Genomic DNA, 23,609 nt, shown 5'->3' on the forward strand with positions numbered 1-23,609 from the left:
TGACGGTGGTGCAAGACATCACGTCCTCTCGACATGAGCGAGGACGTGCTCAGGCGCGCGGCGGCGATCGAAGGCGCTGCGCCTACTTCTGCTTGGGCAGCAGGCCCTTCAGCTTTTCCATGTCCTTGACGTTCATCTTCATGCCGCCGGGCATGATGATGTCACCGGGCTTCTGGTCGCTCTTGCAGGCGCCGAGCCATTTCGCCTCGATGGTCATCGTGGTGTCGCGGGAGCCGGCCGCGCCGCCCTCCGCGTGCGAGCTGCTCTTGACCGTGTAGGCGGAATTGAAATCGCCGACGATCTCGGCATGGCTCTTCATCGACATGCCGGCGACGCTGCACACGCTGTCGCTGACATAGCCGGTCGCGGTCTTCTGGATGTCCTGCTTGGAGCAGACTTCCTTGGCCATCGGCGAGGCCGCCGCGCTCATCTCCTTGTCGGTGGTCTCGTCGGTGCAGTGCTGCATGGTGATTTCGGGCATCGGCCCGCCGGTGCGCACCATCTTCATCTCCCACAGACCCGCCTTGCGTGTCGGCAGGTCGAGGGCGCTCGCAGCACCAGTGGACAGGACAAGGCAAACAGCAGAACCAAGCAAGGCAAGCTGTCGGGTCATGCGGTGAGCTCCCGGCTGAACGATCGAAGGATTTGGAGCGCGCTCAGTAGAGCGTGCGCACCGGCCTCTGGGCCGAACCATAGGGCACCCAGCGGCAGGCGAAGGAGATGTAGCCGCCCGGATAGCGCTGCATCGCAAGGAACTTGACCACCTTGCCGTAGGAAGCGCAGTGATCGACGGCAAGCTGCCGCGCGTCGGTCTGGGCCGCCAGCGAATAGGCGATGATACCGCCGGTATCATTGCCCTTGAACGGTGGCACCGGCTGCATCCAGTCGGCTTGCGCCGGACCAACGGCCAGCATCCCGCTAACGGCAACCAGGCACGCGGCCAATTTCCTTCGCATCGCAGACTCCATTTCGCTGAAGACCAACATAGAGTGCGCCGGCGACCATGGAAAGAACGAGCCGGCTGCTGGAAGTGGACTTCTCGGCAGGTGTTGCCGTGCTGCACTTGACCTTGCCGGGGCTTCACGGCACCGTCCGCCGCATCTGATCATCGGGTGGATTCCCATGCGCAACCTGTTCAACTCCCCCAATAAACTCAGCCATAAGCTCGGCCTCGGCGCCGCGCTCGTGGTCGGCCTTCTGGCGTTCGGGAGCACGGCTCAGGCCGCCAATCCGTTCGAGCTCAATTTTTGGCTGTCCGGCCCGCGCTATGACGGCAATGTGGCCCCCTGCGAGAAGGCCCTGGCGATCATCAGCAACCAATTTCAGGAAAAGGAAGCCACCTTCTGGAATTCGCCGCTCGTGATCACCGGCTACAACCGGATCCACGAAACCGCCTTCCGTCCCTGGCAGTCCGACAATATTCCGCGCCGCTATTGCTCGGGCGATGCGATGTTGAGCGACGGCAAGGTGCGCAAGGTGCACTATTCGATCATCGAGGACGGCGGCTTTGCCGGCCTCAGTCAGGGCGTCGAATGGTGCGTCGCCGGGCTCGACCGCAACTGGGCTTATAACCCGTCCTGCAAGGCCGCCCGGCCCTGATCTCCGACCAGTTCGGTCAAAACGGAAGCCGCCGCCATCCAGACGGCGGCTTTTGTTCTTGAAATGTTCCGGCGACCTGCTAGGCTCCGAACGGTCGTGTGAGGGGAGCGTTTGATGCCTCGGTTGGTCACAATTTCCCGATTTCTGATTTCAGCTGCTTTTGTTCTGTGTGGTGCAGTTGGGGCCTCGGCCCAGGATCGCCGGCAGAATGCGCCCGGTCAGTTCGATTTCTATGTGCTGTCGCTGTCGTGGTCGCCCTCGTTCTGCGAGGCGGCGAGCGAGCGCGGCAACAATGGCCGCGGCACGCAGGCGCAGTGCGGCGGACGGCCGTACTCGTTCGTGGTGCATGGGCTGTGGCCGCAGTATGAGCGGGGCTTTCCGGAATACTGCCAGCGGCCCTCGCCCCGCCTCGCCCGCAACATCATGACCTCGATGCTCGACCTGATGCCGGCGCCCGGGCTGATCTACAACGAGTGGGACAAGCACGGCACCTGCTCCGGCCTCGGCGAGCGCGCCTATTTCGAAGCCATCCGCAAGGCCCGCGCCGCGGTGAAGATCCCCGAGGAATTCCTGCAATTGACGGAGCCGAAGACGATCGCGCCCGACGAGCTGGAGACGGCGTTCATCAAGGCCAATCCGGGGCTCAGCAACTCCGCGATCTCGGTGACCTGCGACAGCAAGCGGCTCAGCGAGGTGCGGATCTGCCTCAGCAAGGATCTGCAATTCCGCTCCTGCGAGGAAATCGATCGCCGCGCCTGCCGCCGCGATCAGGTGCTGATGCCGCCGGTTCGCGGCGGCTGACGTCTCGTCCACGTCAGGGCCGGGCAAACGCGCGTCGTCGCGCTGAGTGTCCCGGCCATGGACGCCATCACGAAACCAGCGAGATAAGGCATGATGCCCGGGACAGGCCGGGCATGACGCAGTACAACATGCGCACCCTCTGGAGCGCAGCGTCATCGCATGAACTATCGTCACGCCTTTCATGCCGGCAGCTTTGCCGACGTCATCAAGCACATCGTGCTGGTGCGCATGCTCACCTATTTGCAGGAAAAGCAGGCGCCGTTCCGCGTCATCGACACCCATGCCGGCGCCGGCCTCTATGATCTGACATCGAGTGAAGCGCAGCGCGGCGGCGAATGGCTGACCGGCATTGCGCGACTGATGCACGCGCGGCTTTCCGAGAAGGCGCTGCCGCTGATCGGGCCCTATCTCGACATCGTCAGGGCATTCAATCCGCGAGGCGAGCTGAAAGCCTATCCCGGCTCACCGTTGATCGCGCGGGCGCTGCTGCGTCCGCAAGACCGTCTGACGGCCTGCGAGATCGAGCCTGCGGCGCGCAAGCAATTGATCGATGCATTGCGACGCGATGCGCAGGCGCGCGTCGTCGATCTCGATGGCTGGATGGCGCTGCCGGCATTCGTGCCGCCGAACGAGCGGCGCGGACTGGTGCTGATCGATCCGCCATTCGAAGCGAAGGACGAGTTCGAGCGACTGGCCAGTGCCTTCACGGCAGCGTTCGCGAAGTGGCCGACCGGCGCGTACCTTTTGTGGTACCCCGTAAAATCCCGGAGAGTTTCCGACGAGCTCGCGCGCAGCGTTGCCGCTACAGCAGCAAGCAGCCGGCCCGCGGGCAAATGCTTGCGTTTGGAATTCAGTGTGGCGCCGCAAGAAGTGGACGCAGGCCTCGTTTCCACCGGCCTTTTGATAGTGAATCCGCCGTGGACGCTGGCGGGCGAGCTGAAGATCATCCTGCCCGAACTCGAGAAGCCGCTTGGTCAAGGCGGCGCCGGACGCTTCAGACTCGAAACGCCTAAACCTTGAACGGTAGCACCCACTGAAAAGTTCTATTTGAGCATAGGCAACGCGCGCGGAACCGTATTATGCTCATCCTGTTACGACTGGCTTTACGTTCCGCTTCCGCGAATGGTTGCGGCGGAGTGACAAGGCCGAAATAAAATCCAGGCAGACCGGCGGCGTGACGCCGGCTTGTTCAGGTGGCCAAGCTTCCGACAAGCGAATGTCGGTCAACCACTACGCGGCGTGCGCGTAGCGGTGGAGCAATACGGGGGAGGAGTTTTCCCGATGGCCATGACTGGGACAGTCAAGTTCTTCAACGGAGAGCGTGGCTATGGCTTCATCAAGCCTGACGATGGCGGCCGCGATGTGTTCGTTCACATCACGGCTGTCGAGCGTGCAGGGTTGAAGGACCTGACTGAAGGACAGCGCATTACGTTCGAGGTTGAACCGGACAAGAAGGGTAAGGGCCCGAAGGCGGTCAACCTGGTGGTTTCATGATGAGCTCTCGCGGTGCGTGGCTCGTGATGAACAACGAATGAAGCGTTGCGTGTGAGTTGACCGCAGGGCGCGTGGCTCGCGCTCGCTGCAAGACCGCCTGCATGATGCGGACACGACTGACGGTGCCCGCATATTGGATGCGTGCGGCCGGTTTCGCGGACGCCGTGGCGTTCATGCAGCTGTGCGTGATGTCGACGTGCTCAGCACAAAGAAAAACCCGGCCACGCGAGGCGCGGCCGGGAGTTGATGTCTGACGTTTTCTTGTTCTCAGAAGTGATAGTTGATGCCGGCGCGAACCAGGCTGAAGCTGTAGCCGTTCGACGCGCCGCCGGTGATCGTGAAGTTGCTGTTGGCGAGATCGACGTAGAGATATTCGATCTTGGCGCTCCAGTGCGGGGCAAAGCCCATTTCGGCGCCGGCACCGACGGTGAAGCCCGCATTGGTATGCGACTCCGATATGCCGAAGGTCTCGCCGCGCAGTTCGCCGAAGGCAAGACCGCCGGTCGCGTAGAATAGCACGTTGTTGACCGCATAGCCGGCGCGGCCGCGCACCGTGCCGAACCAAGGGTTGGAGAACTTCCACGGCGCGAACCGATCGTCGGCAGTGGTGCCCTGGATATCGGCCTCGATGCCGAACACCCAGGGAGAGCCGTTCTGGAAATTGTAGCCGGCCTGCACGCCGCCGGCGAAACCGGACGGCTTGGTCGGGTTGTTTTCGACCGAACCCCAGCCATAGCCGACGTTGCCGCCGAGATAGGGCCCGGCCCAGCTGTAGGCATTGAGCGGCTGATAGACGGTATAGGGCGAGCCGTAGTTGAGATCGGCCGCCGCCGACGACGTCGTCCAGCCTGCGACGATCAGTGCCAGCGCACGCGCAACAAACCGGGTCATTGGTACTCTCCACCACGCAACTGCCGTAGCCCGCAGGCCCAGAGCCGGCGTGGTTACGGAATTCCACTTTTTTCGCTAAGGTTTATCGAGAGTTTTAAGTTAAAGGGTTGTTAAGCCCGGTTACCGGCCCGCTCATCAGTCTTAACAATGTGTTACCAACCCGCCCCGGCGGCCGCGCTGGGCCGGTAACGTCCTGCAATCGGGATTGTTTTTCCTGCGTCGCCAACGCTGGCGAGCGGTCGCCCAAGCGCTTAATTTACGGCCCATGGTTCACGATTCTCCCGAGCGCCCGACGCCGGCCCCCAAGGCTGATCTCAAGGCGGCCCTCAAGCCGCGGCGCAGTTCAAAGTCCGACCTGCCGCAGGACGACCTGACGCTCGACACGAGCGACGTCGATCCCGAAAGCTCCGCCGCCGAGGAGGACGACGAGGCACGTCTGCCCGAGGTGTTGGAGGACGCCACCGAGACGGTCGCCGAGGGGACGCTCTCGATCGGGCATGAGGCGATCGAGAACGCGGTCCGCCTCGCCCCGACCTCGCCCGGCGTCTACCGCATGCTCAACGCCGCCAACGACGTCCTCTATGTCGGCAAGGCGAAGAACGTCAAAAAGCGGCTGTCGTCCTATGCGCGGGCCAACGCGCCGCTGCCGGCGCGCATCCTGCGCATGATCGCGGCGACCACGCATGTCGAGATCGTCTCGACCATGACCGAGACCGAGGCGCTGCTGCTCGAAGCCAATCTGATCAAGCAGCTCCGGCCGCGTTTCAATGTGCAGCTGCGCGATGACAAATCATTTCCATATATTTTGATATCGGGCGATCACTGGGCGCCGCAAATTCTCAAGCATCGCGGCGCGCAGTCGCGGCCCGGGCGCTATTTCGGCCCGTTCGCCAACGCCGGCGCGGTCAACCGCACCATCACGGCGCTGCAGCGCGCGTTCCTGATCCGCTCCTGCACCGACGGCTTCTTCGAAAGCCGCAGCCGGCCCTGCCTGCTCTATCAGATCAAGCGCTGCGCCGGCCCCTGCACGCGCGAGATCGACTTCCCCGGCTATAGTGAGCTGGTGCGCGAGGCGACCGAATTCCTCTCCGGCCGCAGCCACGCCGTGAAGCAATTGCTCGCGGCCGAGATGGAGAAGGCCTCCGGCGAGCTCGAATTCGAGACCGCGGCGCTATACCGCGACCGCCTCGCGGCACTGTCGGCGATCCAGTCGCAGCAGGGCATCAACCCGCGCACGGTCGAAGAGGCCGATGTGTTCGCGATCCACCAGGAAGGCGGCTATTCCTGCGTCGAGGTGTTCTTCTTCCGCACCGGCCAGAACTGGGGCAACCGCGCCTATTTCCCGCGCGCGGAGAAGACCTTCACGCCCGAGGAAGTGCTGTCCTCATTCCTCGCGCAGTTCTACGACGACAAGCCGCCGCCGAAGCTGATCTTGCTGTCGCACGAGATTGAGGAAAGCACGTTGCTCGCCGACGCGCTGTCGGTGAAGGCCGGATCCAAGGTCGAGGTCTCCGTGCCCAAGCGCGGCGAGAAGAAGGAATTGATCGGCCACGCGCTCACCAACGCGCGCGAGGCGCTCGGCCGCAAGCTCGCCGATACCGCGACGCAAAGCCGGCTGCTGGAGGGCATGGTCACGACGCTCGGCCTGCCGCATACGCCGAAGCGCATCGAGGTCTACGACAACAGCCACATCCAGGGCACCAACGCGGTCGGCGCGATGATCGTGGCGGGACCCGACGGGTTCATGAAAAACCAGTACCGCAAGTTCAACATCAAGTCGGAAGGGCTGACGCCCGGCGACGATTACGGGATGATGCGCGAGGTGCTGGAGCGCCGCTTCAAGCGGCTGCTGAAGCCGCCGGAGGGCGAGGCTGCCAAAGCAAAGGACAAGGCGGACGACGAGTCGTTCCCCCAATGGCCCGATCTCGTCATCATCGACGGCGGCCGCGGCCAGCTCAACGCGGTCCGGCAGATTTTCGAGAATCTCGGGCTGACCCAGGTCTCGCTGATGGCGGTGGCGAAGGGGCCGGAGCGCGATGCGGGGCGGGAAACCCTGTTCATGCCGGACCGCGAGGCCATCAAGCTCGAGCCGCGCGACCCGGTGCTCTATTTCATCCAGCGGCTGCGCGACGAGGCCCATCGCTTCGTGATCGGATCGCACCGCAAGCTGCGCAAAAAGGACATCCGCGAGGCCGGCTTGCAGGAGATCCCGGGCATCGGCCCGTCGCGCAAACGTGCCTTGCTGCACCACTTCGGAACGCTCAAGGAGATCGAGCGGGCCTCGATCGCCGACCTCGGCAAGGTTCCCGGCGTCAGCGCCGAGAGTGCCCGCAAGATTTTCGAGTTTTTCCACGCCCAGCCGGGTTAAACCAAAGGCGAGTCATCAGGGCGTCGCCTGCGACAGGGCATCTAGGGCATGATGCGGAAAAGTGGCAAGCAACGTTCTGAAAAGATCATGCATAAACAAGGGACTAAGGGGCCGTGACTAATCAGCCTAATCTCGCCGCGCTCTGGCGCCCGCACGGTTGACCTTCTCGCTTCAGCGGTATTGGTAGAACGGATGAACATCGCGACGACCCGGGGACAGGGCAAGACTATGTCCCTCCCGAATATCCTGACCTACGCCCGGATCGCCGCCATCCCGGTGGTGATCGGCTGCGTCTACTGGCAGTCGATCCTGGACGGCCCGTTGTGGCTGCGCTGGGTGGCGCTGGCCGTGTTCATCGCGGCGGGGATCACCGACTATCTCGACGGCTATTATGCCCGGATGTGGGACCAGCAATCCGCCTTCGGCCGGATGCTCGACCCAATCGCCGATAAGCTGCTGGTGGCCTCCAGCCTGCTGATGCTGGCCGCCGACAATTCGATCCATGGCTGGACGCTGTGGGCGGCGATCGTGATCCTGTGCCGCGAGATCCTGGTCTCGGGCCTGCGCGAGTATCTCGCAGGCCTGCGGGTCAGCGTACCCGTCACCAAGCTTGCGAAATGGAAGACCACGATCCAGCTGGTGGCGATAGGCTTCCTGATCGCGGGCGAGGCCGGCGAGCAGGTCCTCCCGGCGACCACCCTGATCGGCATCGTGCTGCTCTGGATGTCGGCGATCTTCACGATCTACACCGGCTGGGATTACTTCCGGGCCGGCATCCATCACCTCATCAAGGAGGATGAGGGATGAAGCTGAAATATTTCGCCTGGGTGCGCGAACGCATCGGCAAGGCCGAAGAGATCGTCGAGCCGCCGGCCGAGGTGCGCACCGTGGGCGAACTGATCGGCTGGCTTGCCGCGCGCGACGACGGCTACGCCCATGCCTTCGAGAAGCCGACGGTGATCCGCGCCGCGATCGACCACGCCCATGTCAAACCGGACGCTGTGATCTCCGGCGCCCGCGAGATCGCGTTCTTTCCGCCGATGACCGGCGGCTAAGATAGCGTTTTCAAGCGAAGTGGATACCGGTTCGCGTGAAGAAAACGCGTCAAACAAAGATGCTCCCATGACGGTGACAGCGACCATCCGGATCCAGCAAGCCGATTTCGACGTCGCGCAGGAGATCGCGGCCTTAAGCAAGGGCCGCACCGATGTCGGCGCGGTCGTCAGCTTCAGTGGCATCTGCCGCGGCAGCGAACAGGGCGAGCCGATCACCGCGCTGACGCTCGAACATTACCCGGGCATGGCGGAAGCCGAGATTGCGCGCCACGCCGACGAGGCGCTGGCGCGCTGGCCGTTGCAGGGCCTCACCATCATCCACCGCTTCGGCCGCATCGCGCCGGGCGAGAACATCGTGCTGGTCGTGACCGCCTCGGCGCACCGGCAGGCGGCGTTCGAGGCAGCCGAGTTCCTGATGGACTATCTCAAGACCAACGCTCCGTTCTGGAAGCGTGAGGAAAGCGCGCGCGGCACCAGCTGGATCGAGGCGCAGGGCCATGACGACGCGGCCGCCGCGCGCTGGACCAAATCCTGATGGCGAAGCGCAGCAAAGTGCCGGCCAGGCGCAGCCCCGCCGCGCCGAAAACGCCCAAGGAAGCGCCCAAGGTCGGTGCCGGCGAGCTTCACACCCTGTTCGATTTCCTGCGCTATGCGGTCAGCCGCTTCAATGCGGCCAAGCTCGTGTTCGCGCATGGCACCACCGATCCGGTGGCCGAGGCGGCGTTCCTGATCTGCGAGACGCTGAATTTGCATCCCGATCAGTTCGAGAGCTTCGCGAACGCGCGCGTCACGGTTGCCGAAGGCAAGCAGATCCTCGACCTGATCGAGCGGCGGATCGCGACGCGAAAGCCGGCCGCCTATCTCGTCAACAAGGTCTATATGCGCGGCCTGCCGTTCTATGTCGACGAGCGCACCATCGTGCCGCGCTCCTTCATCGGCGAATTGCTGGATTCGCATTTCGGCGGTGACGAGGACGGCACCTCGCTGATCGGCGATCCCGCCGACGTCGAACGCGTGCTCGACCTCTGCACCGGCTCCGGCTGCCTTGCGATCCTGGCCGCCCGACATTTTGCCAATGCCGCGGTCGATGCGGTGGATATTTCAAAGGATGCGCTCGAAGTCGCCGCGCGCAACGTCACCGACCACGGCCTCGACGATCGCCTCACACTCCATCGCGGCGACCTGTTCAAGCCGCTCGGCGACGTCAGCTACGATCTCATCATTTCGAACCCGCCCTATGTCGATGCCGAGGGCATGGCCGCGCTGCCGCGCGAGTGCCGCGCCGAGCCGAAGATCGCGTTCGACGGCGGCGCCGACGGGCTCGACATCGTCCGCCGCCTGCTCGATGAGGCCAAGCGGCATCTGACCCCGCAAGGCGGCCTCATCTGCGAGATCGGCCGCGGCCGCGACAATCTCGAGGCCGCCTATCCCAACCTGCCGCTGCTCTGGCTCGACACCGAGGACTCCGAGGGCGAGGTGTTCTGGATCGCCGCCGCCGACCTCTGACCGGCACGCCACGGCCGGCTCCGGTCTATTACGGAGCCGACTTCGAGGCCGACCAAGACGAAGCGAAAATCGTGTGCAGTTCCAGCCAGTTCGGAAGATCGCTGGCCCGTCGAATCAACAATGGTGCTAAGCTTGCGCTCCGGGGACGTTCGGAGAGAGGGCGCGGGCGCGCGACATGATTCGCATTTCGACGATCTTCATCGCCATCTGCATGGTGCTGCTCGCAGCGTCGCTCGGGTTCGTCCTGTATTCGGTGGCGGGCATCAGCGGAACGGAATCGGCGATCGTGGCGCTCACCGCCCTCACCTGCCTGATCCTCTACAATGCCGTGTCGATGCGGCTCCGTGACCGCAGCGATGTCGGCGGCCAGATCGCGGATCTGTCGCGCGGCACCGCCGACCTCGCCCGCCAGGTCGCCGAATTCGGCCGCCGGCTGGCCGCGGTGGAGGGCCGCGTCGCCTCGGCGAACTCCACCGGCGCCGACCGGCTCCAGGGCATGGCCGGCGAGATCAACGAGCTTGGCGGCCTGGTGCGGCAGCTTGCGGCGTCCGTCGCCCATCATGAGGATTTGCTGGCGGCAGCTCCCGTCGCGCCGCCGGTCGCCGCGCCGCGCGACGATCTGCTGCAACCGGTCCCGCCGGCTCCGACCGTCGTGTTTGCGCCTCCGCCGCCGGCTGCGCCCGCATCGGCGATCTCCCGCAGCCAGACCCAGCTCATCGGCGCGATCAGGCACGCCATCGACGAGAATCGCCTCGACATCTACCTGCAGCCGATGGTGACGCTGCCGCAGCGCAAGGTGCGCTACTACGAGGCGGTGACGCGGCTGCGCGACGAGCGCGACCAGGTGCTTGCCGCCGACGATTTCATCGAGGCGGCCGAGGTCGGCGGCCTGATCGGCCGCATCGACCACATGGTGATGCTTCGCTGCGTCCAGGTGCTGCGCCGCCTGATGATCCGCAGCAAGGATGTCGGCGTGTTCTGCAACGTCTCGGCGGCGACACTGGCCAGCCCGCAGCACTTCACCCAGTGTCTCGACTTCCTCGAAGCCAACCGCGCGCTGGCGCCGTCCTTCGTGCTCGAGTTCAAGCAGGCGACCTTCCGTAATCTCGGCCCGGTCGAAAGCGAGAATCTCGCGGCGCTGTCGCAGCGCGGCTACCGGTTCTCGATCGATCACGTCAGCGACCTCCGCCTCGAGCCGCGCGAGCTCGCCGATCGCGGCGTCCGCTTCATCAAGGTGCCGGCTGCGCTGCTGCTCGACGCCCGGCAGAGCGCAACCACCGATATCGATCCCTCCGATCTGTCCGACCTGCTCGGCCGCTTCGGCATCGACCTGATCGCCGAACGGATCGAGGGCGAGCGCTCGGTGGTCGACCTGCTCGACTACGATGTCCGGTTCGGCCAGGGCTTCCTGTTCGCCCCGCCGCGACCGTTGCGGCCGGAAGGGGCATCTGCTACCGCCGAAGCTCCGCAGACCAAGCCCCAGGACCTCAATGGCGCCGGCACTTCCGCACCCGTCTCCAGCCCCGCAGCGCCACCGCGCACAACCGGCAGCGCCGCGCTGGCGCGCCGCGCGCTCGGTCCAAATTAGCCGGTTTGCATCATGACATCGTTGCGTTTCGTGGAGCGGCTGCGCGACCTCACTGGCGACGTCGACGTCGTGCTGTCGGACATCTGGGGCGTCGTGCACAACGGGCTCGAATCCTTTCCCGAGGCCTGCGAGGCGCTGCACACGTTCCGCCAGCAGGGCGGGACCGTCATCCTGATCACCAACGCGCCGCGTCCGGCCGATTCCGTGCAGCGCCAGCTGCGCAAGCTCGGCGTCGCCGACGAGACCTATGACGCGATCGTCTCCTCGGGCGACTTGACGCGCCACTTCGTCGCCGATCATCCCGGTCAGAAAATATTCTGGATCGGTCCGGAGCGCGACAGCTCGATCCATCGCGGCCTCGACGCCACCTTGGTGCCGCTGGAGCAGGCCGACTACATCATCTGCACCGGCCTGTTCGACGACGAGACCGAATCCGCCGAGGATTATCGCGACACGCTGCTGAAGGCGCTCGAGCGCAGGCTGACGCTGGTCTGCGCCAATCCCGACATCGTGGTCGAACGCGGCGACCGGCTGATCTATTGCGCCGGCGCGGTTGCCGAACTCTATCGCGAGCTCGGCGGCGAGTCGGTCTTCTACGGCAAGCCACACCGGCCGATCTACGAGCGCGCCATGGCGCTGGCCACTGAGCGCCGCGGGCGTCCGACCGAACTCAGCCGCGTGCTCGCGATCGGCGATTCCGTGCGCACCGACCTCACCGGCGCCCATGGCTTCGGCATCGATCTCCTGTTCGTCACCCGCGGCATCCATTCCGAGCAGTTCGAGGGCATCGAGCAGCTCGATGCGGCCTCGATCAAGGAACTGTTCGGCCATCCGCCGCGGGCGCTGATGCGCGAGCTGAAGTGGTAGCGGGCAGCCCCGCAGGGGCGCGCTGCCAAAATATCGAAAACAACCCCATGCAAAGTAGCCGGCGGCGGCCGACGTTCGGCCAGCCGACTTGACACGTCGGGCAACTCAGGGATATTCTTCTAATATTCCGAAATAATGCAATGCTTCAGTCCCGTCATCCCCGCGCAAAGGCTTTGCCTTTGTCGCTGGAGGGGCGCGCTCTTGCGCGCGTCTCGAAGGATGCACGGCCACCAGCGGGGCCGTCGACCCTTCGAGACGCCGCTTCGCGGCTCCTCCAGCGACAACGGCAAAGCCGTTGCGCGGGGGTGACGGTGAGGCGGCGCTGGTCATTCGCTGACGCGCAATGAGATGAGGATGAATCGTGATCCGATGGACGGGCGCTTACGCCGTCGCCATGTCCGGGAAGACCGCTTCGATCTTGGTCTTGAGCGTCGCCGCGTTGAACGGCTTGACGATGTAGTTGTTCACGCCGGCCTTCTTGGCCGCGATCACGTTCTCGGTCTTGGATTCCGCCGTGATCATGATGAAGGGCGTGGTCGCGAGATTGGGATCGGCACGGACTTCCTTGAGCAGGTCGTAGCCGGTCATCGGCTCCATGTTCCAGTCGGAAATCACCAGGCCATACTTCTTGCCGCGCATCTTGTTGAGCGCCGCAGAGCCGTCGGAGGCATCGTCGATATTCTCGAATCCAAGCTGCTTGAGAAGATTCCGGATGATGCGGATCATGGTGCTGTAATCATCAACCACCAGAACCGGCATGGACAAATCAACCGCCATCTTTCCCCCCAAAACCACTAACGCAACTTGGCTTCTGCACAAACGCAGCTTTCCGCCAACGACTAACAGCAGGCGTTAAACAGCGCGTTAACCGGCTGAATCCGGATTGTTACGGATTTGACGCGATTTTCGCTATGCTTGACTTCCACGCCGCCGCCGCGTCACGGTCCGGCCCGCACCAATCATGCTTAAGAATCCTTGAAGAATACCTGACATGAGCACCGGCTTTACCGTTATCCGCGACAACACGCCCGAAAGCGCAATTCCGAAGGGCGCCGTGGTCGCGATGGGAAATTTCGACGGCGTCCACCTCGGTCACCGCGCCGTGATCGGCGCGGCGCTGGCGATGGGCAAGACGCATGGCGTGCCTGCGCTCGCCGTGACCTTCGAACCGCATCCGCGCAGTTTCTTCAGCCCGAACACCCCGCAATTCCGTCTCACGGACGAGACCAACAAGCTGCGGCTGCTCGCGGCCACCGGGCTTGCCGGCGCCGTCGTGATGACCTTCGACAAGGCGCGCGCCGGCACCACCGCACAGGACTTCATTCACCACGATCTGATCGGCCGGCTCGGCATCAGCGGGATTGCGGTCGGCTACGACTTTCATTTCGGCAAGGGCCGGGTCGGCTCGCCGAGCCTCTTGGTCAGCGAAGCGCCGCGGCTCGGCATCGAGGTCGACGTGCAGGCCCATGTCGACATTGAGGAGCGGCCGGTCTCCTCCAGCGCGATCCGCATGGCGCTCGCCGAAGGCCAGGTCGACGATGCCACCACGATGCTGGGCGGGCCGTGGTTTGCGACCGGCAAGGTGATCCACGGCGAGAAGCGCGGCCGCGACCTCGGTTACCCCACGGCCAACATCCGCCTCGACAAGCATTGCGGCTTGAAGCACGGCATCTACGCAGTGCGGGTCGGCAAGGCTCACGGAAACGACAAGGTGCGGTTCAACGGCGTCGCCAGCTTCGGACGCCGCCCGACCTTCGACAACGGCGCACCGCTGCTCGAAGTCTTCCTGTTCGACTTCAAGGGCGATCTCTACGACACGGTGCTCGATGTCGCCTTCATCAGTTTCATTCGCGAAGAGCTGAAATTCGACACCATCGAGGCGTTGATACGCCAGATGGATGACGACAGCGCCAAGGCGCGCGCGGCATTGGCCGCAGCGCCGGACGCGTTCCCGCAGCTCGGAGTGATTGGTTGAAGACAGAGAAAGAGAAGATGCTGGCGGGCGAACTCTATCGCCCGGATGAAGAGCTCGCCGCCGACCATACCGCGGCGGAACATTGGATGACGCGCTACAACGCCTCAGGCGCATCGTCCGCAGCCGAGCTGCACGCGCTGCTCTCTGCGCGGTTCCGAAAGGTCGGCAAGGACGCCGTGATCCGTCCGCCGTTCTTCTGCGACTACGGCTGCAATATCAGCCTCGGCGACGGCGTGTTCCTCAACTTCAATTGCGTCATCCTCGACGTCGTCGAAGTCACGATCGGCGATCGCACCCAGATCGGACCCGCGGTGCAGATCTATACCGCCGACCATCCGCGCGACGCCGCGACCCGGCGCGCCGGGCTTGAGTTCGGCCGCCCGATCCGGATCGGCAGCGACGTCTGGATTGGCGGCGGTGCCATCATCCTGCCCGGCGTCTCGATCGGCGACGGCGCCCTGGTCGGGGCCGGCAGCGTGGTGACGCGGGACGTCGCCCCCGGCGCGACCGTGGCCGGAAATCCGGCCCGGCCGCGGCAGGCCTAGGGCGGCCCGGCGGGGCCGGATTTGCCGGCGGCGGGGGCTTTGCGATTTCCCCGCTTGGCTGCTATGGAAAACCCATGTTTTCGCGGCGCATCATACGGATTAGCGGCCCGGCTTCCGCCTGAGCTTGAAGGCTCGGCGCAAGACCGGGACTTCGTCGTTTCACCCGCGATTGATCGCGTTTCCGCGCCCGCACCTGCCAAATCAGAGCTTTTATGTCCGACAAGCCGCAAAAGACCGACTCCAACGACTATTCCAAGACCCTTTACCTGCCGCAGACGGAATTCCCGATGCGCGCCGGCCTGCCCCAGCGCGAGCCGGAAATCCTGAAATACTGGAACGACATCGGGCTCTACGACAGGCTCCGCCGGGAAGCCGAGGGCCGCGCCAAATTCGTGCTGCATGACGGCCCGCCCTACGCCAACGGCAACATCCATATCGGCCACGCGCTGAACAAGATCCTCAAGGACGTCGTGACCAAGAGCCAGCAGATGCTCGGCTTCGACTCCAACTACGTGCCGGGCTGGGACTGCCACGGCCTGCCGATCGAATGGAAGATCGAGGAGGAGAACTACCGTTCCAAGGGCAAGCAGAAGCCCGACTTCCGCGACTCCGCCGCGATGGTCGCGTTCCGCAGGGAATGCCGCGCCTATGCGACGCACTGGATCAACGTGCAGCGCGAGGAGTTCAAGCGGCTCGGCATCATCGGCGACTGGGATCATCCCTACCAGACCATGAGCTATCCGGCTGAGGCGCAGATCGCCCGCGAGCTGATGAAGTTCGCCGCCAACGGCACGCTGTATCGCGGCTCCAAGCCGGTGATGTGGAGCGTGGTCGAGAAGACTGCGCTGGCCGAAGCCGAGGTCGAGTACGAGGACTACACCTCCGACATGGTGTGGGTGAAATTCCCGGTCACCTCGCCGGCGCATGGTGCGCTCGCCAATGCCTCGGTGGTGATCTGGACCACCACGCCATGGACGCTGCCCGGCAACCGCGCCATCTCGTTCTCGCCGAAGATCGCCTACGGCCTCTACAAGGTCACGGATGCGCCCGCCGACAATTGGGCGAAGACCGGCGATCTCCTGATCCTGGCCGATGCGCTCGCCGCGGAGGTGTTCAAGCAGGCGCGCGTCACGTCCTATGAGAAGGTCCGCGATATTCCCGGCGACACGCTGGACGCCGTCGAATGCGCCCATCCGCTGCGCGGCTTTGGCGGCGGGTATGAATTCACCGTGCCGCTGCTCGCCGGCGAGCATGTCACCGACGACACCGGCACCGGCTTCGTGCACACCGCACCGAGCCACGGCCGCGAGGACTTCGACGTCTGGACGGCCAACACCCGCGAGCTCGATGCCCGCGGCATCCCGACGGCGATCCCCTACACGGTCGACGAGAACGGCGCCTACACCGCGCAGGCGCCGGGCTTCACCGGCAAACGCGTGCTCAACGACAAGGGCGAGAAGGGCGACGCCAACGAGGCGGTGATCAAGGCGCTGATCGAGGCCGGCAAGCTGCTGGCGCGCGGCCGCCTCAAGCACCAGTACCCGCATTCCTGGCGCTCCAAGAAGCCGGTGATCTTCCGCAACACGCCGCAATGGTTCATCGCGATGGACAAGGACATCGCGGAAGGTGGCCATGCGAAGAAGGGCGACACGCTGCGCGCCCGCGCGCTGCAGGCGATCTCGGTCACGCAATGGGTGCCGCCGGCCGGCGAGAACCGCATCAACGGCATGATCGCCAACCGGCCCGACTGGGTGATCTCGCGCCAGCGTGCCTGGGGCGTGCCGATCGCCGTGTTCGTGCGCGAGAACAGCGACGGTTCGGCCGAGATCCTGCAGGACGAGGTCGTCAACCAGCGCATCACCGAGGCGTTCATGGAGGAAGGCGCCGACGCCTGGTACATGGACGGCGCCCGCGAGCGCTTCCTCGGGAGCCGCGCGTCGGAAAACTGGAAGAAGGTCGACGACATCTGCGACGTCTGGTTCGATTCCGGCTCCACGCATGCCTTCGTGCTGGAAGACCGCCAGAACTTCCCGCAGCTCGGCAACATCGTCCGCAAAATCGATGGCGGCGACGACACCGTGATGTATCTCGAAGGCTCCGACCAGCATCGCGGCTGGTTCCACTCGTCGCTGCTGGAAAGCGCCGGCACGCGCGGCCGTGCGCCCTACGACATCGTGCTGACCCACGGCTTCACGCTCGACGAGAACGGCCGCAAGATGTCGAAATCGCTCGGCAACACGGTCGAGCCGCAGAAGGTGATCAAGGATTCCGGCGCGGATATCCTGCGCCTGTGGGTCTGCGCCACCGACTATGCCGACGACCAGCGCATCGGCCCGGAGATCCTGAAGAACACCATCGAGACCTATCGCAAGCTGCGCAACTCGGTCCGCTGGATGCTCGGCACGCTGCATCATTTCAAGCCGAGCGAGAAGGTCGCCTTCGCCGAGATGCCCGAACTCGAGCGGCTGATGCTGCACGAACTGGCCGGCCACACCGAGACCATCCGCAAGGCCTATGCCGCGTTCGACTACAAGACCGTGGTCGCAACGCTCGCCGCCTTCATGAACTCGGAGCTGTCGGCGTTCTACTTCGACATCCGCAAGGATACGTTGTATTGCGACCCGCCGTCCTCGGTGGCGCGCAAGGCGGCGCTGACCACGATCGACCTGCTGTGCGACGCGATCCTGAAATGGCTGGCGCCAATCCTGAGCTTCACCACCGACGAAGCCTGGCGGATGTACCGGCCGAACGCCGAGCCCTCGGTGCACCTCACGCTGTTCCCCGAAGGTCTCGAGCAGTTCCGCGACGACGCCCTCGCCGCGAAGTGGGAGACGATCCGCAACGTTCGCCGCGTCGTCACCGGTGCGCTCGAGCTCGAGCGCGCTGCCAAGCGGATCGGCTCGTCACTCGAGGCCTCGCCGGTGATCTACATCGCCGACCGCGAGATGCTGGCGACGTTGTTCGACATCGATCTCGCCGAGGTCTGCATCACCTCGAACTACGAGGTGCGCGAGGGCGAGGCGCCGGCCAATGCCTTCCGCCTCGATGCCGTGCCCGGCGTCGCCGTGGTGGTGGAGAAGGCGGTCGGCACCAAATGCGCGCGCTCGTGGAAGATCCTGCCTGATATCGGCGAGGATCCCGACTATCCCGACGTCTCGCCGCGCGACGCGCAAGCGCTGCGCGAGTGGAAGGCGCTGGGGGTCAGCATCTCCTAACTGTCCGTCGTCCCGGCCTAGTGCGCAATTGCGCACGGGAGCCGGGACCCATAACCACCGCTGTCTCGAATGGACGAAGGTGATGACCCCGAGTCATTCAAACAATGCCCGGCACGGCGTATGGGTCCCGGCCTTCGCCGGGACGACACCTTTGGTGTGCTGGCAATGACCCCTCCCGTTCGTGCCGGTGTGCTGGCGGCGGTCATCACCCTGATCGCCGACCAGGCCTCCAAGCTCTGGCTGCTGTTCGTCTTCGGCATTGCCCACCGCGGCGCGGTCGAGGTGACGCCGTTCTTCGACCTAGTGCTGGCCTGGAATCCCGGCATCAGCTTCGGCTGGTTTCAGAGCGAGACCCCGGCGGCCCAGATTCTGCTGATGGTGATCAAGACCGCCGCCGTGATCGCGCTGGCGATCTGGATGGCGCGGTCGCGGACCTGGCTCGCGACGGTGTCGCTCGGCCTGATCATCGGCGGTGCGATCGGCAACGGGATCGACCGCTTCGCCTATGGCGCCGTGGTCGATTTTGCCCTGTTTCATGTCGAGATCGGGGGAAAAACCTTCAATTGGTACGTATTCAACCTCGCCGATGTGGCGATCGTTGCTGGCGTGGCGGCCCTATTGTATGATTCGGTCATGGGGACCCCCGCCGTAAAAGCGCCCTGATCCCGGCCGATACGAGCCGGTCGGCGGCCGACCTGCACCGAGCGGAACTGAGCGCTAAGCCAGTGATCGCTTTGGCGAATTTTGAGATGGGAATAGCGCGATGCGCAACACCAAAGTCCGCGGTTACCTGATCGAGACGTCCCGGCTGTCGCTGCTGCGCGGCCTGCGTCTGGCGTTCGTTGCGGCCGGGATCGGCCTGGTGATGACGGCCGGCCCGGTGCGTGCCGGCGACGATGAAGATGACGGCGATGACGGCCTGACCTTCGAAGAGAGGATCATCGACAATCTGATGACCGGGCTCGGCGCCAAGAGCGCGGCCAGCAAGGGCATCGATTATCGCGAGCGCTCGCCGCTGGTGGTGCCGCCGAAGCTCGATCTGCCGCCGCCTGCCACAGCCGCCCAGGTCAACGCGCCGAACTGGCCGAAGGACCCCGATATCGCGGCGCGCAAGGCTGCGATCGCTGCGCGCAAGAAGGAAGTCAAGAAGGAGCCGTGGCAGTCAGCGGTGGCGTTGACGCCGGCCGAGATCGAGGCGGGCCGCAAGCAACAGACGGCCACCGAGGGCCGCAGGGAGCCGCTCCAGCCGGGCACCAACACCAATCCGTCGCTGATGCCGAGCCAGCTCGGCTACAGCGGTGGTCTGCTCGGCATCTTCAAGGGGAACAGCAGCGAGGCCAAGCCGTTCCCGGGCGAGCCGACGCGCGAATCCCTGACCGAGCCTCCTCCGGGCTACCAGACGCCGTCCTCGGGCTTTGACTATGGCACAGGCCCGATGAAGCCGAAGGTGAACGAGGGCCAGTACGACATCATGACCGGAAAACCGATCCAGTGACGCTTGGCCTGCTTGGGCGAAGCTTGGCCTGTTTGGGCGAAGGCTGACATGAGCAAAGCTTAATGCGGGGGGACATCCGTCTCTCCGCTTCGTGACGACTGGCACGGACTGCACCGTGTACGATGGCGTCTTTCATGCCCGGCCGTCTGTTCAGGCTTCCACAAGGACCATGATGCCCTCACGCCGATCGATTGCCCTGTTCGCTGCCGCCTTCGTTTCAACCATCCCGCTGTCGGGCACTGGCCTCCGCGCCCAGACCACCGTCACCTCGGAACGCCCTGCGAGCTTCACGCTCGACAACGGCCTGCAGGTCGTGGTGATCCCCGATCACCGCACGCCGGTCGTGACGCAGATGATCTGGTACAAGGTCGGCTCCGCCGACGAGACGCCCGGCAAATCGGGCCTTGCGCATTTCCTCGAGCATCTGATGTTCAAGGGCACCGCCAAGCACCCGGCCGGCGAGTTCTCGCAGACCGTGCTGCGCGTCGGCGGCAACGAGAACGCCTTCACCTCCAACGACTACACCGGCTATTTCCAGCGCGTGCCGCGCGAGCAGCTGCCCACCATGATGGAGTTCGAGGCCGACCGCATGACCGGCCTGATCCTGAAGGATGAGAATGTGCTGCCCGAGCGCGACGTCGTGCTCGAGGAGTTCAACATGCGGGTCGCCAACAACCCGGATGCAAGGCTCACCGAGCAGATCATGGCCGCGCTCTATCTCAACCATCCCTACGGCCGGCCGGTGATCGGCTGGCACCAGGAGATCGAGAAGCTCGACCGTGAGGATGCGCTCGCGTTCTACCGCCGCTTCTACGCGCCGAACAACGCGATCCTGGTCATCGCCGGCGACGTCGACGTCAAGGACATCCGCCCGCTGGTCGAGAAGAATTTCGGCCCAATCCCAGCGCAACGCGCGATCGCCGAGAAGCGGGTCCGGCCGCAGGAGCCGACCCCGGCCGCGCCGCGCACCGTGACGCTGTCGGATCCGCGCGTCGAACAACCGAACCTGCGCCGCTACTATCTGGTGCCCTCGGCGACCACGGCGGCGGCAGGCGAGAGCCAGGCGCTCGATGTGCTGGCGCAATTGATGGGCGGCGGCGCCAACTCCTACCTCTATCGCTCGCTGGTGATCGACAAGGGCCTCGCGATCTCGGCCGGCGCCGGCTATCAGGGCACCGCGCTCGATCCGTCGCAATTCTCGATCGCGGTGACGCCCAAGGCCGGCGTCGAGTTCGCGCAGATCGAGGACGCGATCGACAAGGTGATCGCCGATCTCGCGCAGAACCCCGCGCGCGCCGAGGATCTGGAACGGGTCAAGACCCAGCTGATCGCAGAGGCGATCTACGCCCAGGACAACCAGGCGACGCTGGCGCGCTGGTATGGCGGCGCGCTGACCACCGGGCTCAGCATCGACGACATCAGGAGCTGGCCGGACCGCATTCGCGCCGTCACCGCCGAGCAGGTGCGCGCAGCAGCAGCCACCTGGCTCGACAAGAAGCGGTCGGTGACCGGCTATCTGATCAAGGATACTGCGCCGAAACGCGAGGAGAAGCGCTCGTGAGCTATTCCATCACCCGACGTGCGGCGCTGATCGGCGGCGCCTGCGCCGCGATGCTGACGCTGACGTCAGTGCCCTCGCAGGCCGCGGCCAAGATCCAGCGGCTGGTGTCGCCCGGCGGCATCGAGGCGTGGTTCGTGCAGGACGCCACCGTGCCGCTGATCGCAATGGAATATTCCTTCGGCGGCGGCGCCAGCCAGGATCCGCCGGGCAAGCCGGGCGTCGGCAATCTGGTCGCCGACCTGCTCGACGAGGGCTCCGGCGATCTCGATTCGAAAACTTATCATGAGCGGCTCGAGCGCCGCGCCATCGAGCTCAGCTTCCAGTCCAACCGCGATCAGTTCCGCGGCTCGCTGCGCATGCTCAAGGACAACAAGGACGAGGCCTACGACCTGTTGCGGATGGCGCTGACCTCGCCGCGGTTCGAGCCGAAGGACGTCGAACGCATCCGCGCCCAGGTGATCTCGAACCTGCGCCGCGAATCGACCAATCCGTCCTCGCTGTCCGGCCGCAAGTTCCTCGAGCTCGCCTTCGGCGATCACCCCTATGCCAGGGCGGCGACCGGCACGCTCGAGAGCGTGCCGACCATCGAGATCGCCGATCTGAAGGACTATGTCCGCCGCATCATCGCCAAGGACACGCTGCGCATCGCCGTGGTCGGCGACGTCGATCCCGATACGCTCGGCAAGCTCCTGGACAAGACCTTCGGCGGCCTGCCGGCCAAGGCCGAATTGACAGCGATCCCCGACGTCGTGGCGACCAAGCCGCCGCAGCGCGCCTTCGTCCCGCTCGACGTGCCGCAGACCGTCGTCACCTTCGGCGGCCCCGGCATCAACAGGCACGACCCGGATTTCATGGCCGGCTATGTGGTGAACCACATTCTCGGCGGCGGCGGGCTGTCGTCGCGGCTCTACAAGGAAGTGCGCGAGAAGCGCGGGCTGGCCTATTCGATCTATGAAGCGCTGCTCTGGATGGATCACTCCGCGCTGTTCATCGGCAACACCGGCACCCGCGCCGACCGCGCCGGCGAGACCGTCGATGCGATCGAGGCCGAGATCCGCCGCATCGCCGAGCAAGGTCCGACCCAGCAGGAGCTCGACGAAGCGAAGTCCTATCTGAAGGGCTCACAGATGCTGGCGCTCGACACCTCCTCCAAGCTCGCGCAGGCGATGCTGCAATACCAGCTCGACAAGCTGCCGATCGACTACATCGAGAAGCGCAGCGCCATCGTCGATGCGGTGACGCTCGACGACGTCAAGCGGGTCTCCAAGCGGCTGTGGGGCAACGGCCTGCTCACCGTGATCGTCGGCCGCGCCCCGCAAGCCGCAGCGCAGCCGGCATCAGCGCCGCCGAAGGCGAACTGACGCGGTTACGCGCGCGTCCGCTCTCTACACACTTCCGTTGTGGCCACCCCTCTCCCCACCCTCCCCCACAAGGGGGGAGGGTGCCTGAGAGACGTGCTCACCTCACGTCGCGTCATAGCCGGCGTTTGAGACGCTCGAGATAGCGTAAGGGACGCGCAGGCGCATAGGCTCCCTCCCCCCTTGTGGGGGAGGGTTGGGGAGAGGGGTGGCCGCGGGCTCGGACCGCCGACGTAGCGAACACCGCATCAATGCCGCCCAAGCACGCCCAGCACAAACCCGCTATCCTGCGGCCGCCGATTCTTCCCTGCACCGGGTGATGTCATGCTGCGGCTGTCCCGCGACCTTACGATCGACGAGAACGACATTGAGATCGTCTTTGTCCGCGCCTCCGGTCCGGGCGGGCAGAATGTCAACAAGGTCTCGACCGCAGCCCAGCTCCGCTTCGACACGACCAAGATCGCGCTGCCGCCGGATGCCGCGCAGCGGCTGGCGCGGCTCGCCGGCAGCCGCATGACCAAGGACGGCGTGATCGTAATCCAGGCCTTCCGCTTCCGCACCCAGGAGCGCAATCGCGCCGATGCGATCGAGCGGCTGTTCGAGATGCTGAAGGAAGCGATGGTGCGGCCGACACCGCGGCGACCGACCAGGCCGACGCTCGGCTCCAAGAAGCGCCGGCTCGAAGGCAAGAAACGCCGCAGCGACATCAAGGCCGGCCGCGGCAGTCAGCGTTTCGACGACTAGAGCGTTTTCGAGCGAAGTGGATACCCGGTTCGCGTGAAGAAAACGCGTCAAAACTAGAATCTAGAGCACCGGACACAGCGCACGCGCGGCGCTGCATCCGGGATCCGATCATCGTGGATCAGTACTTCTTGGTTGCGGGCGCCATCTCGGAACCGCCGCTCGACTTCGGTGTCGCGTGGCCGCTACCGACCGTTCCCTTGTTGCCCGACTTGGCGCTGGTGCCGCTCTTTGGCGTCGGCGAAGTCGGCTGCGCCGCCATTTCCTCATCGCCGCTGCCGGACATGCCGCCGCCCTGCTGCACGGACCCTCGGCCCTGTGCGCCGCCGCGAAGCTGGGTATCCGGCGTAGCCGCGCCCTGCGCCAGGACGGGACCGGCGATTGCGGCCGAGATGGCAAGGGCAAGCACGCTGGTTTTTGCAAACGTCATCCATTTCTCCAGGACTTGATTGACGATGGACGGAGCGGCGCAGGTGTGCGCCGTTTGCAGCGCCGACCCTGAACCCCATCGTGCGAGATTGAATTTTCCGCAAACGGCGCACGCGCAATG

At 64.9% G+C, this 23,609-nt stretch carries 24 protein-coding genes; 19 read left to right on the forward strand and 5 right to left on the reverse strand.

The features are described 5' to 3' along the window. Window positions 1-82: 82 nt before the first annotated feature. A complete protein-coding gene (locus ACE103_RS36230) occupies window positions 83-613 on the reverse strand; it encodes a DUF3617 family protein (RefSeq protein WP_212313426.1) in 531 nt (176 codons plus the stop codon). Between the two features lie 43 nt (window positions 614-656). Next, window positions 657-956, reverse strand: coding sequence for a hypothetical protein (locus ACE103_RS36235; protein WP_212313433.1), 300 nt, complete (start codon window positions 954-956; stop codon window positions 657-659). A 166-nt stretch (window positions 957-1,122) separates the two neighbouring features. Between ACE103_RS36235 and ACE103_RS36240 the strand changes: the two genes are divergently transcribed. The 4 genes from ACE103_RS36240 to ACE103_RS36255 all read left to right on the forward strand — a co-directional run bounded on the left by ACE103_RS36240 (window position 1,123) and on the right by ACE103_RS36255 (window position 3,894). Further along, complete coding sequence (locus ACE103_RS36240) at window positions 1,123-1,599, forward strand: hypothetical protein (RefSeq protein WP_223967186.1); 477 nt, start codon at window positions 1,123-1,125, stop codon at window positions 1,597-1,599. Window positions 1,600-1,713: 114 nt separating this feature from the next. After that, the gene (locus ACE103_RS36245) at window positions 1,714-2,400 is read left to right on the forward strand and encodes a ribonuclease T (protein ID WP_375776912.1); all 687 of its coding nucleotides are present in this window, start codon (window positions 1,714-1,716) and stop codon (window positions 2,398-2,400) included. A gap of 159 nt (window positions 2,401-2,559) precedes the next feature. Further along, on the forward strand, window positions 2,560-3,420 hold the full coding sequence (locus ACE103_RS36250) for a 23S rRNA (adenine(2030)-N(6))-methyltransferase RlmJ (protein WP_375776913.1): 861 nt from the start codon (window positions 2,560-2,562) through the stop codon (window positions 3,418-3,420). Between the two features lie 261 nt (window positions 3,421-3,681). Continuing rightward, on the forward strand, window positions 3,682-3,894 hold the full coding sequence (locus ACE103_RS36255) for a cold-shock protein (protein ID WP_016844477.1): 213 nt from the start codon (window positions 3,682-3,684) through the stop codon (window positions 3,892-3,894). A gap of 267 nt (window positions 3,895-4,161) precedes the next feature. On the opposite strand, the gene ACE103_RS36260 is transcribed toward ACE103_RS36255, so the two are convergent. Then, a complete protein-coding gene (locus tag ACE103_RS36260; protein WP_223967183.1) occupies window positions 4,162-4,785 on the reverse strand; it encodes an outer membrane protein in 624 nt (207 codons plus the stop codon). Window positions 4,786-5,050: 265 nt separating this feature from the next. Here ACE103_RS36260 and uvrC point away from each other — a divergent pair, with 265 nt between their 5' ends. The 7 genes from uvrC to ACE103_RS36295 all read left to right on the forward strand — a co-directional run bounded on the left by uvrC (window position 5,051) and on the right by ACE103_RS36295 (window position 12,169). Further along, a complete protein-coding gene (uvrC, locus tag ACE103_RS36265; protein ID WP_375776914.1) occupies window positions 5,051-7,153 on the forward strand; it encodes an excinuclease ABC subunit UvrC in 2,103 nt (700 codons plus the stop codon). A 192-nt stretch (window positions 7,154-7,345) separates the two neighbouring features. Further along, window positions 7,346-7,960, forward strand: coding sequence for a CDP-diacylglycerol--glycerol-3-phosphate 3-phosphatidyltransferase (gene pgsA, locus ACE103_RS36270; RefSeq protein WP_223967181.1), 615 nt, complete (start codon window positions 7,346-7,348; stop codon window positions 7,958-7,960). Beyond that, the gene (gene moaD / locus ACE103_RS36275) at window positions 7,957-8,208 is read left to right on the forward strand and encodes a molybdopterin converting factor subunit 1 (protein WP_173638532.1); all 252 of its coding nucleotides are present in this window, start codon (window positions 7,957-7,959) and stop codon (window positions 8,206-8,208) included. The genes pgsA and moaD overlap by 4 nt, the downstream gene beginning before the upstream one ends. Window positions 8,209-8,275: 67 nt before the next feature. Continuing rightward, window positions 8,276-8,743 (forward strand): molybdenum cofactor biosynthesis protein MoaE, encoded by a 468-nt coding sequence (locus ACE103_RS36280; protein ID WP_375776915.1) that lies wholly within the window; start codon window positions 8,276-8,278, stop codon window positions 8,741-8,743. Continuing rightward, complete coding sequence (prmB, locus tag ACE103_RS36285) at window positions 8,743-9,714, forward strand: 50S ribosomal protein L3 N(5)-glutamine methyltransferase (RefSeq protein ID WP_375776916.1); 972 nt, start codon at window positions 8,743-8,745, stop codon at window positions 9,712-9,714. Before ACE103_RS36280 ends, prmB begins: the two co-directional genes overlap by 1 nt. A gap of 175 nt (window positions 9,715-9,889) precedes the next feature. Continuing rightward, window positions 9,890-11,302 carry an EAL domain-containing protein gene (locus tag ACE103_RS36290; RefSeq protein WP_375776917.1) on the forward strand — a complete coding sequence of 471 codons (1,413 nt, stop codon included), beginning with the start codon at window positions 9,890-9,892 and terminating at the stop codon, window positions 11,300-11,302. Between the two features lie 12 nt (window positions 11,303-11,314). Further along, window positions 11,315-12,169 (forward strand): TIGR01459 family HAD-type hydrolase, encoded by an 855-nt coding sequence (locus ACE103_RS36295; RefSeq protein WP_375776918.1) that lies wholly within the window; start codon window positions 11,315-11,317, stop codon window positions 12,167-12,169. A 381-nt stretch (window positions 12,170-12,550) separates the two neighbouring features. On the opposite strand, the gene ACE103_RS36300 is transcribed toward ACE103_RS36295, so the two are convergent. Further along, on the reverse strand, window positions 12,551-12,946 hold the full coding sequence (locus ACE103_RS36300) for a response regulator (protein ID WP_016844467.1): 396 nt from the start codon (window positions 12,944-12,946) through the stop codon (window positions 12,551-12,553). Between the two features lie 214 nt (window positions 12,947-13,160). Between ACE103_RS36300 and ACE103_RS36305 the strand changes: the two genes are divergently transcribed. The 8 genes from ACE103_RS36305 (at window position 13,161) to arfB (ending at window position 23,062) form a co-directional block, all read left to right on the forward strand. After that, entirely contained in the window at window positions 13,161-14,144 is a 984-nt protein-coding gene (locus ACE103_RS36305; protein ID WP_375776919.1) for a bifunctional riboflavin kinase/FAD synthetase, read from the forward strand. Between the two features lie 17 nt (window positions 14,145-14,161). Beyond that, window positions 14,162-14,689 (forward strand): sugar O-acetyltransferase, encoded by a 528-nt coding sequence (locus tag ACE103_RS36310; protein ID WP_375781258.1) that lies wholly within the window; start codon window positions 14,162-14,164, stop codon window positions 14,687-14,689. Window positions 14,690-14,901: 212 nt separating this feature from the next. Beyond that, window positions 14,902-17,904 (forward strand): isoleucine--tRNA ligase, encoded by a 3,003-nt coding sequence (ileS, locus tag ACE103_RS36315; protein ID WP_375776920.1) that lies wholly within the window; start codon window positions 14,902-14,904, stop codon window positions 17,902-17,904. Window positions 17,905-18,069: 165 nt separating this feature from the next. Further along, on the forward strand, window positions 18,070-18,567 hold the full coding sequence (gene lspA / locus ACE103_RS36320; protein ID WP_375781259.1) for a signal peptidase II: 498 nt from the start codon (window positions 18,070-18,072) through the stop codon (window positions 18,565-18,567). A gap of 100 nt (window positions 18,568-18,667) precedes the next feature. Further along, entirely contained in the window at window positions 18,668-19,399 is a 732-nt protein-coding gene (locus ACE103_RS36325; RefSeq protein ID WP_223967172.1) for a hypothetical protein, read from the forward strand. 169 nt (window positions 19,400-19,568) lie between these two features. Further along, on the forward strand, window positions 19,569-20,960 hold the full coding sequence (locus ACE103_RS36330; protein ID WP_375776921.1) for a M16 family metallopeptidase: 1,392 nt from the start codon (window positions 19,569-19,571) through the stop codon (window positions 20,958-20,960). 50 nt (window positions 20,961-21,010) lie between these two features. After that, a complete protein-coding gene (locus tag ACE103_RS36335) occupies window positions 21,011-22,321 on the forward strand; it encodes a M16 family metallopeptidase (RefSeq protein ID WP_375781260.1) in 1,311 nt (436 codons plus the stop codon). Between the two features lie 321 nt (window positions 22,322-22,642). Next, window positions 22,643-23,062 (forward strand): alternative ribosome rescue aminoacyl-tRNA hydrolase ArfB, encoded by a 420-nt coding sequence (gene arfB, locus ACE103_RS36340; protein ID WP_375776922.1) that lies wholly within the window; start codon window positions 22,643-22,645, stop codon window positions 23,060-23,062. A 118-nt stretch (window positions 23,063-23,180) separates the two neighbouring features. Here arfB and ACE103_RS36345 read toward each other — a convergent pair whose 3' ends face one another. Continuing rightward, window positions 23,181-23,489: a hypothetical protein gene (locus ACE103_RS36345; protein ID WP_223967169.1), complete on the reverse strand. Its 309-nt coding sequence runs from the start codon at window positions 23,487-23,489 to the stop codon at window positions 23,181-23,183. Window positions 23,490-23,609 lie beyond the last annotated feature (120 nt).

It is taken from the genome of Bradyrhizobium sp. ma5 (assembly GCF_042258955.1).
GTDB lineage: Bacteria > Pseudomonadota > Alphaproteobacteria > Rhizobiales > Xanthobacteraceae > Bradyrhizobium.

Bases quoted from the DNA above. Each gene is read 5' to 3' on its own strand.
- ACE103_RS36230 (WP_212313426.1), bottom strand. From the start codon at position 613: ATGACCCGACAGCTTGCCTTGCTTGGTTCTGCTGTTTGCCTTGTCCTG.
- ACE103_RS36235 (WP_212313433.1), bottom strand. From the start codon at position 956: ATGCGAAGGAAATTGGCCGCGTGCCTGGTTGCCGTTAGCGGGATGCTG.
- ACE103_RS36240 (WP_223967186.1), top strand. From the start codon at position 1,123: ATGCGCAACCTGTTCAACTCCCCCAATAAACTCAGCCATAAGCTCGGC.
- ACE103_RS36245 (WP_375776912.1), top strand. From the start codon at position 1,714: ATGCCTCGGTTGGTCACAATTTCCCGATTTCTGATTTCAGCTGCTTTT.
- ACE103_RS36250 (WP_375776913.1), top strand. From the start codon at position 2,560: ATGAACTATCGTCACGCCTTTCATGCCGGCAGCTTTGCCGACGTCATC.
- ACE103_RS36255 (WP_016844477.1), top strand. From the start codon at position 3,682: ATGGCCATGACTGGGACAGTCAAGTTCTTCAACGGAGAGCGTGGCTAT.
- ACE103_RS36260 (WP_223967183.1), bottom strand. From the start codon at position 4,785: ATGACCCGGTTTGTTGCGCGTGCGCTGGCACTGATCGTCGCAGGCTGG.
- uvrC (WP_375776914.1), top strand. From the start codon at position 5,051: ATGGTTCACGATTCTCCCGAGCGCCCGACGCCGGCCCCCAAGGCTGAT.
- pgsA (WP_223967181.1), top strand. From the start codon at position 7,346: ATGAACATCGCGACGACCCGGGGACAGGGCAAGACTATGTCCCTCCCG.
- moaD (WP_173638532.1), top strand. From the start codon at position 7,957: ATGAAGCTGAAATATTTCGCCTGGGTGCGCGAACGCATCGGCAAGGCC.
- ACE103_RS36280 (WP_375776915.1), top strand. From the start codon at position 8,276: ATGACGGTGACAGCGACCATCCGGATCCAGCAAGCCGATTTCGACGTC.
- prmB (WP_375776916.1), top strand. From the start codon at position 8,743: ATGGCGAAGCGCAGCAAAGTGCCGGCCAGGCGCAGCCCCGCCGCGCCG.
- ACE103_RS36290 (WP_375776917.1), top strand. From the start codon at position 9,890: ATGATTCGCATTTCGACGATCTTCATCGCCATCTGCATGGTGCTGCTC.
- ACE103_RS36295 (WP_375776918.1), top strand. From the start codon at position 11,315: ATGACATCGTTGCGTTTCGTGGAGCGGCTGCGCGACCTCACTGGCGAC.
- ACE103_RS36300 (WP_016844467.1), bottom strand. From the start codon at position 12,946: ATGGCGGTTGATTTGTCCATGCCGGTTCTGGTGGTTGATGATTACAGC.
- ACE103_RS36305 (WP_375776919.1), top strand. From the start codon at position 13,161: ATGAGCACCGGCTTTACCGTTATCCGCGACAACACGCCCGAAAGCGCA.
- ACE103_RS36310 (WP_375781258.1), top strand. From the start codon at position 14,162: ATGCTGGCGGGCGAACTCTATCGCCCGGATGAAGAGCTCGCCGCCGAC.
- ileS (WP_375776920.1), top strand. From the start codon at position 14,902: ATGTCCGACAAGCCGCAAAAGACCGACTCCAACGACTATTCCAAGACC.
- lspA (WP_375781259.1), top strand. From the start codon at position 18,070: ATGACCCCTCCCGTTCGTGCCGGTGTGCTGGCGGCGGTCATCACCCTG.
- ACE103_RS36325 (WP_223967172.1), top strand. From the start codon at position 18,668: ATGCGCAACACCAAAGTCCGCGGTTACCTGATCGAGACGTCCCGGCTG.
- ACE103_RS36330 (WP_375776921.1), top strand. From the start codon at position 19,569: ATGATGCCCTCACGCCGATCGATTGCCCTGTTCGCTGCCGCCTTCGTT.
- ACE103_RS36335 (WP_375781260.1), top strand. From the start codon at position 21,011: ATGCTGACGCTGACGTCAGTGCCCTCGCAGGCCGCGGCCAAGATCCAG.
- arfB (WP_375776922.1), top strand. From the start codon at position 22,643: ATGCTGCGGCTGTCCCGCGACCTTACGATCGACGAGAACGACATTGAG.
- ACE103_RS36345 (WP_223967169.1), bottom strand. From the start codon at position 23,489: ATGACGTTTGCAAAAACCAGCGTGCTTGCCCTTGCCATCTCGGCCGCA.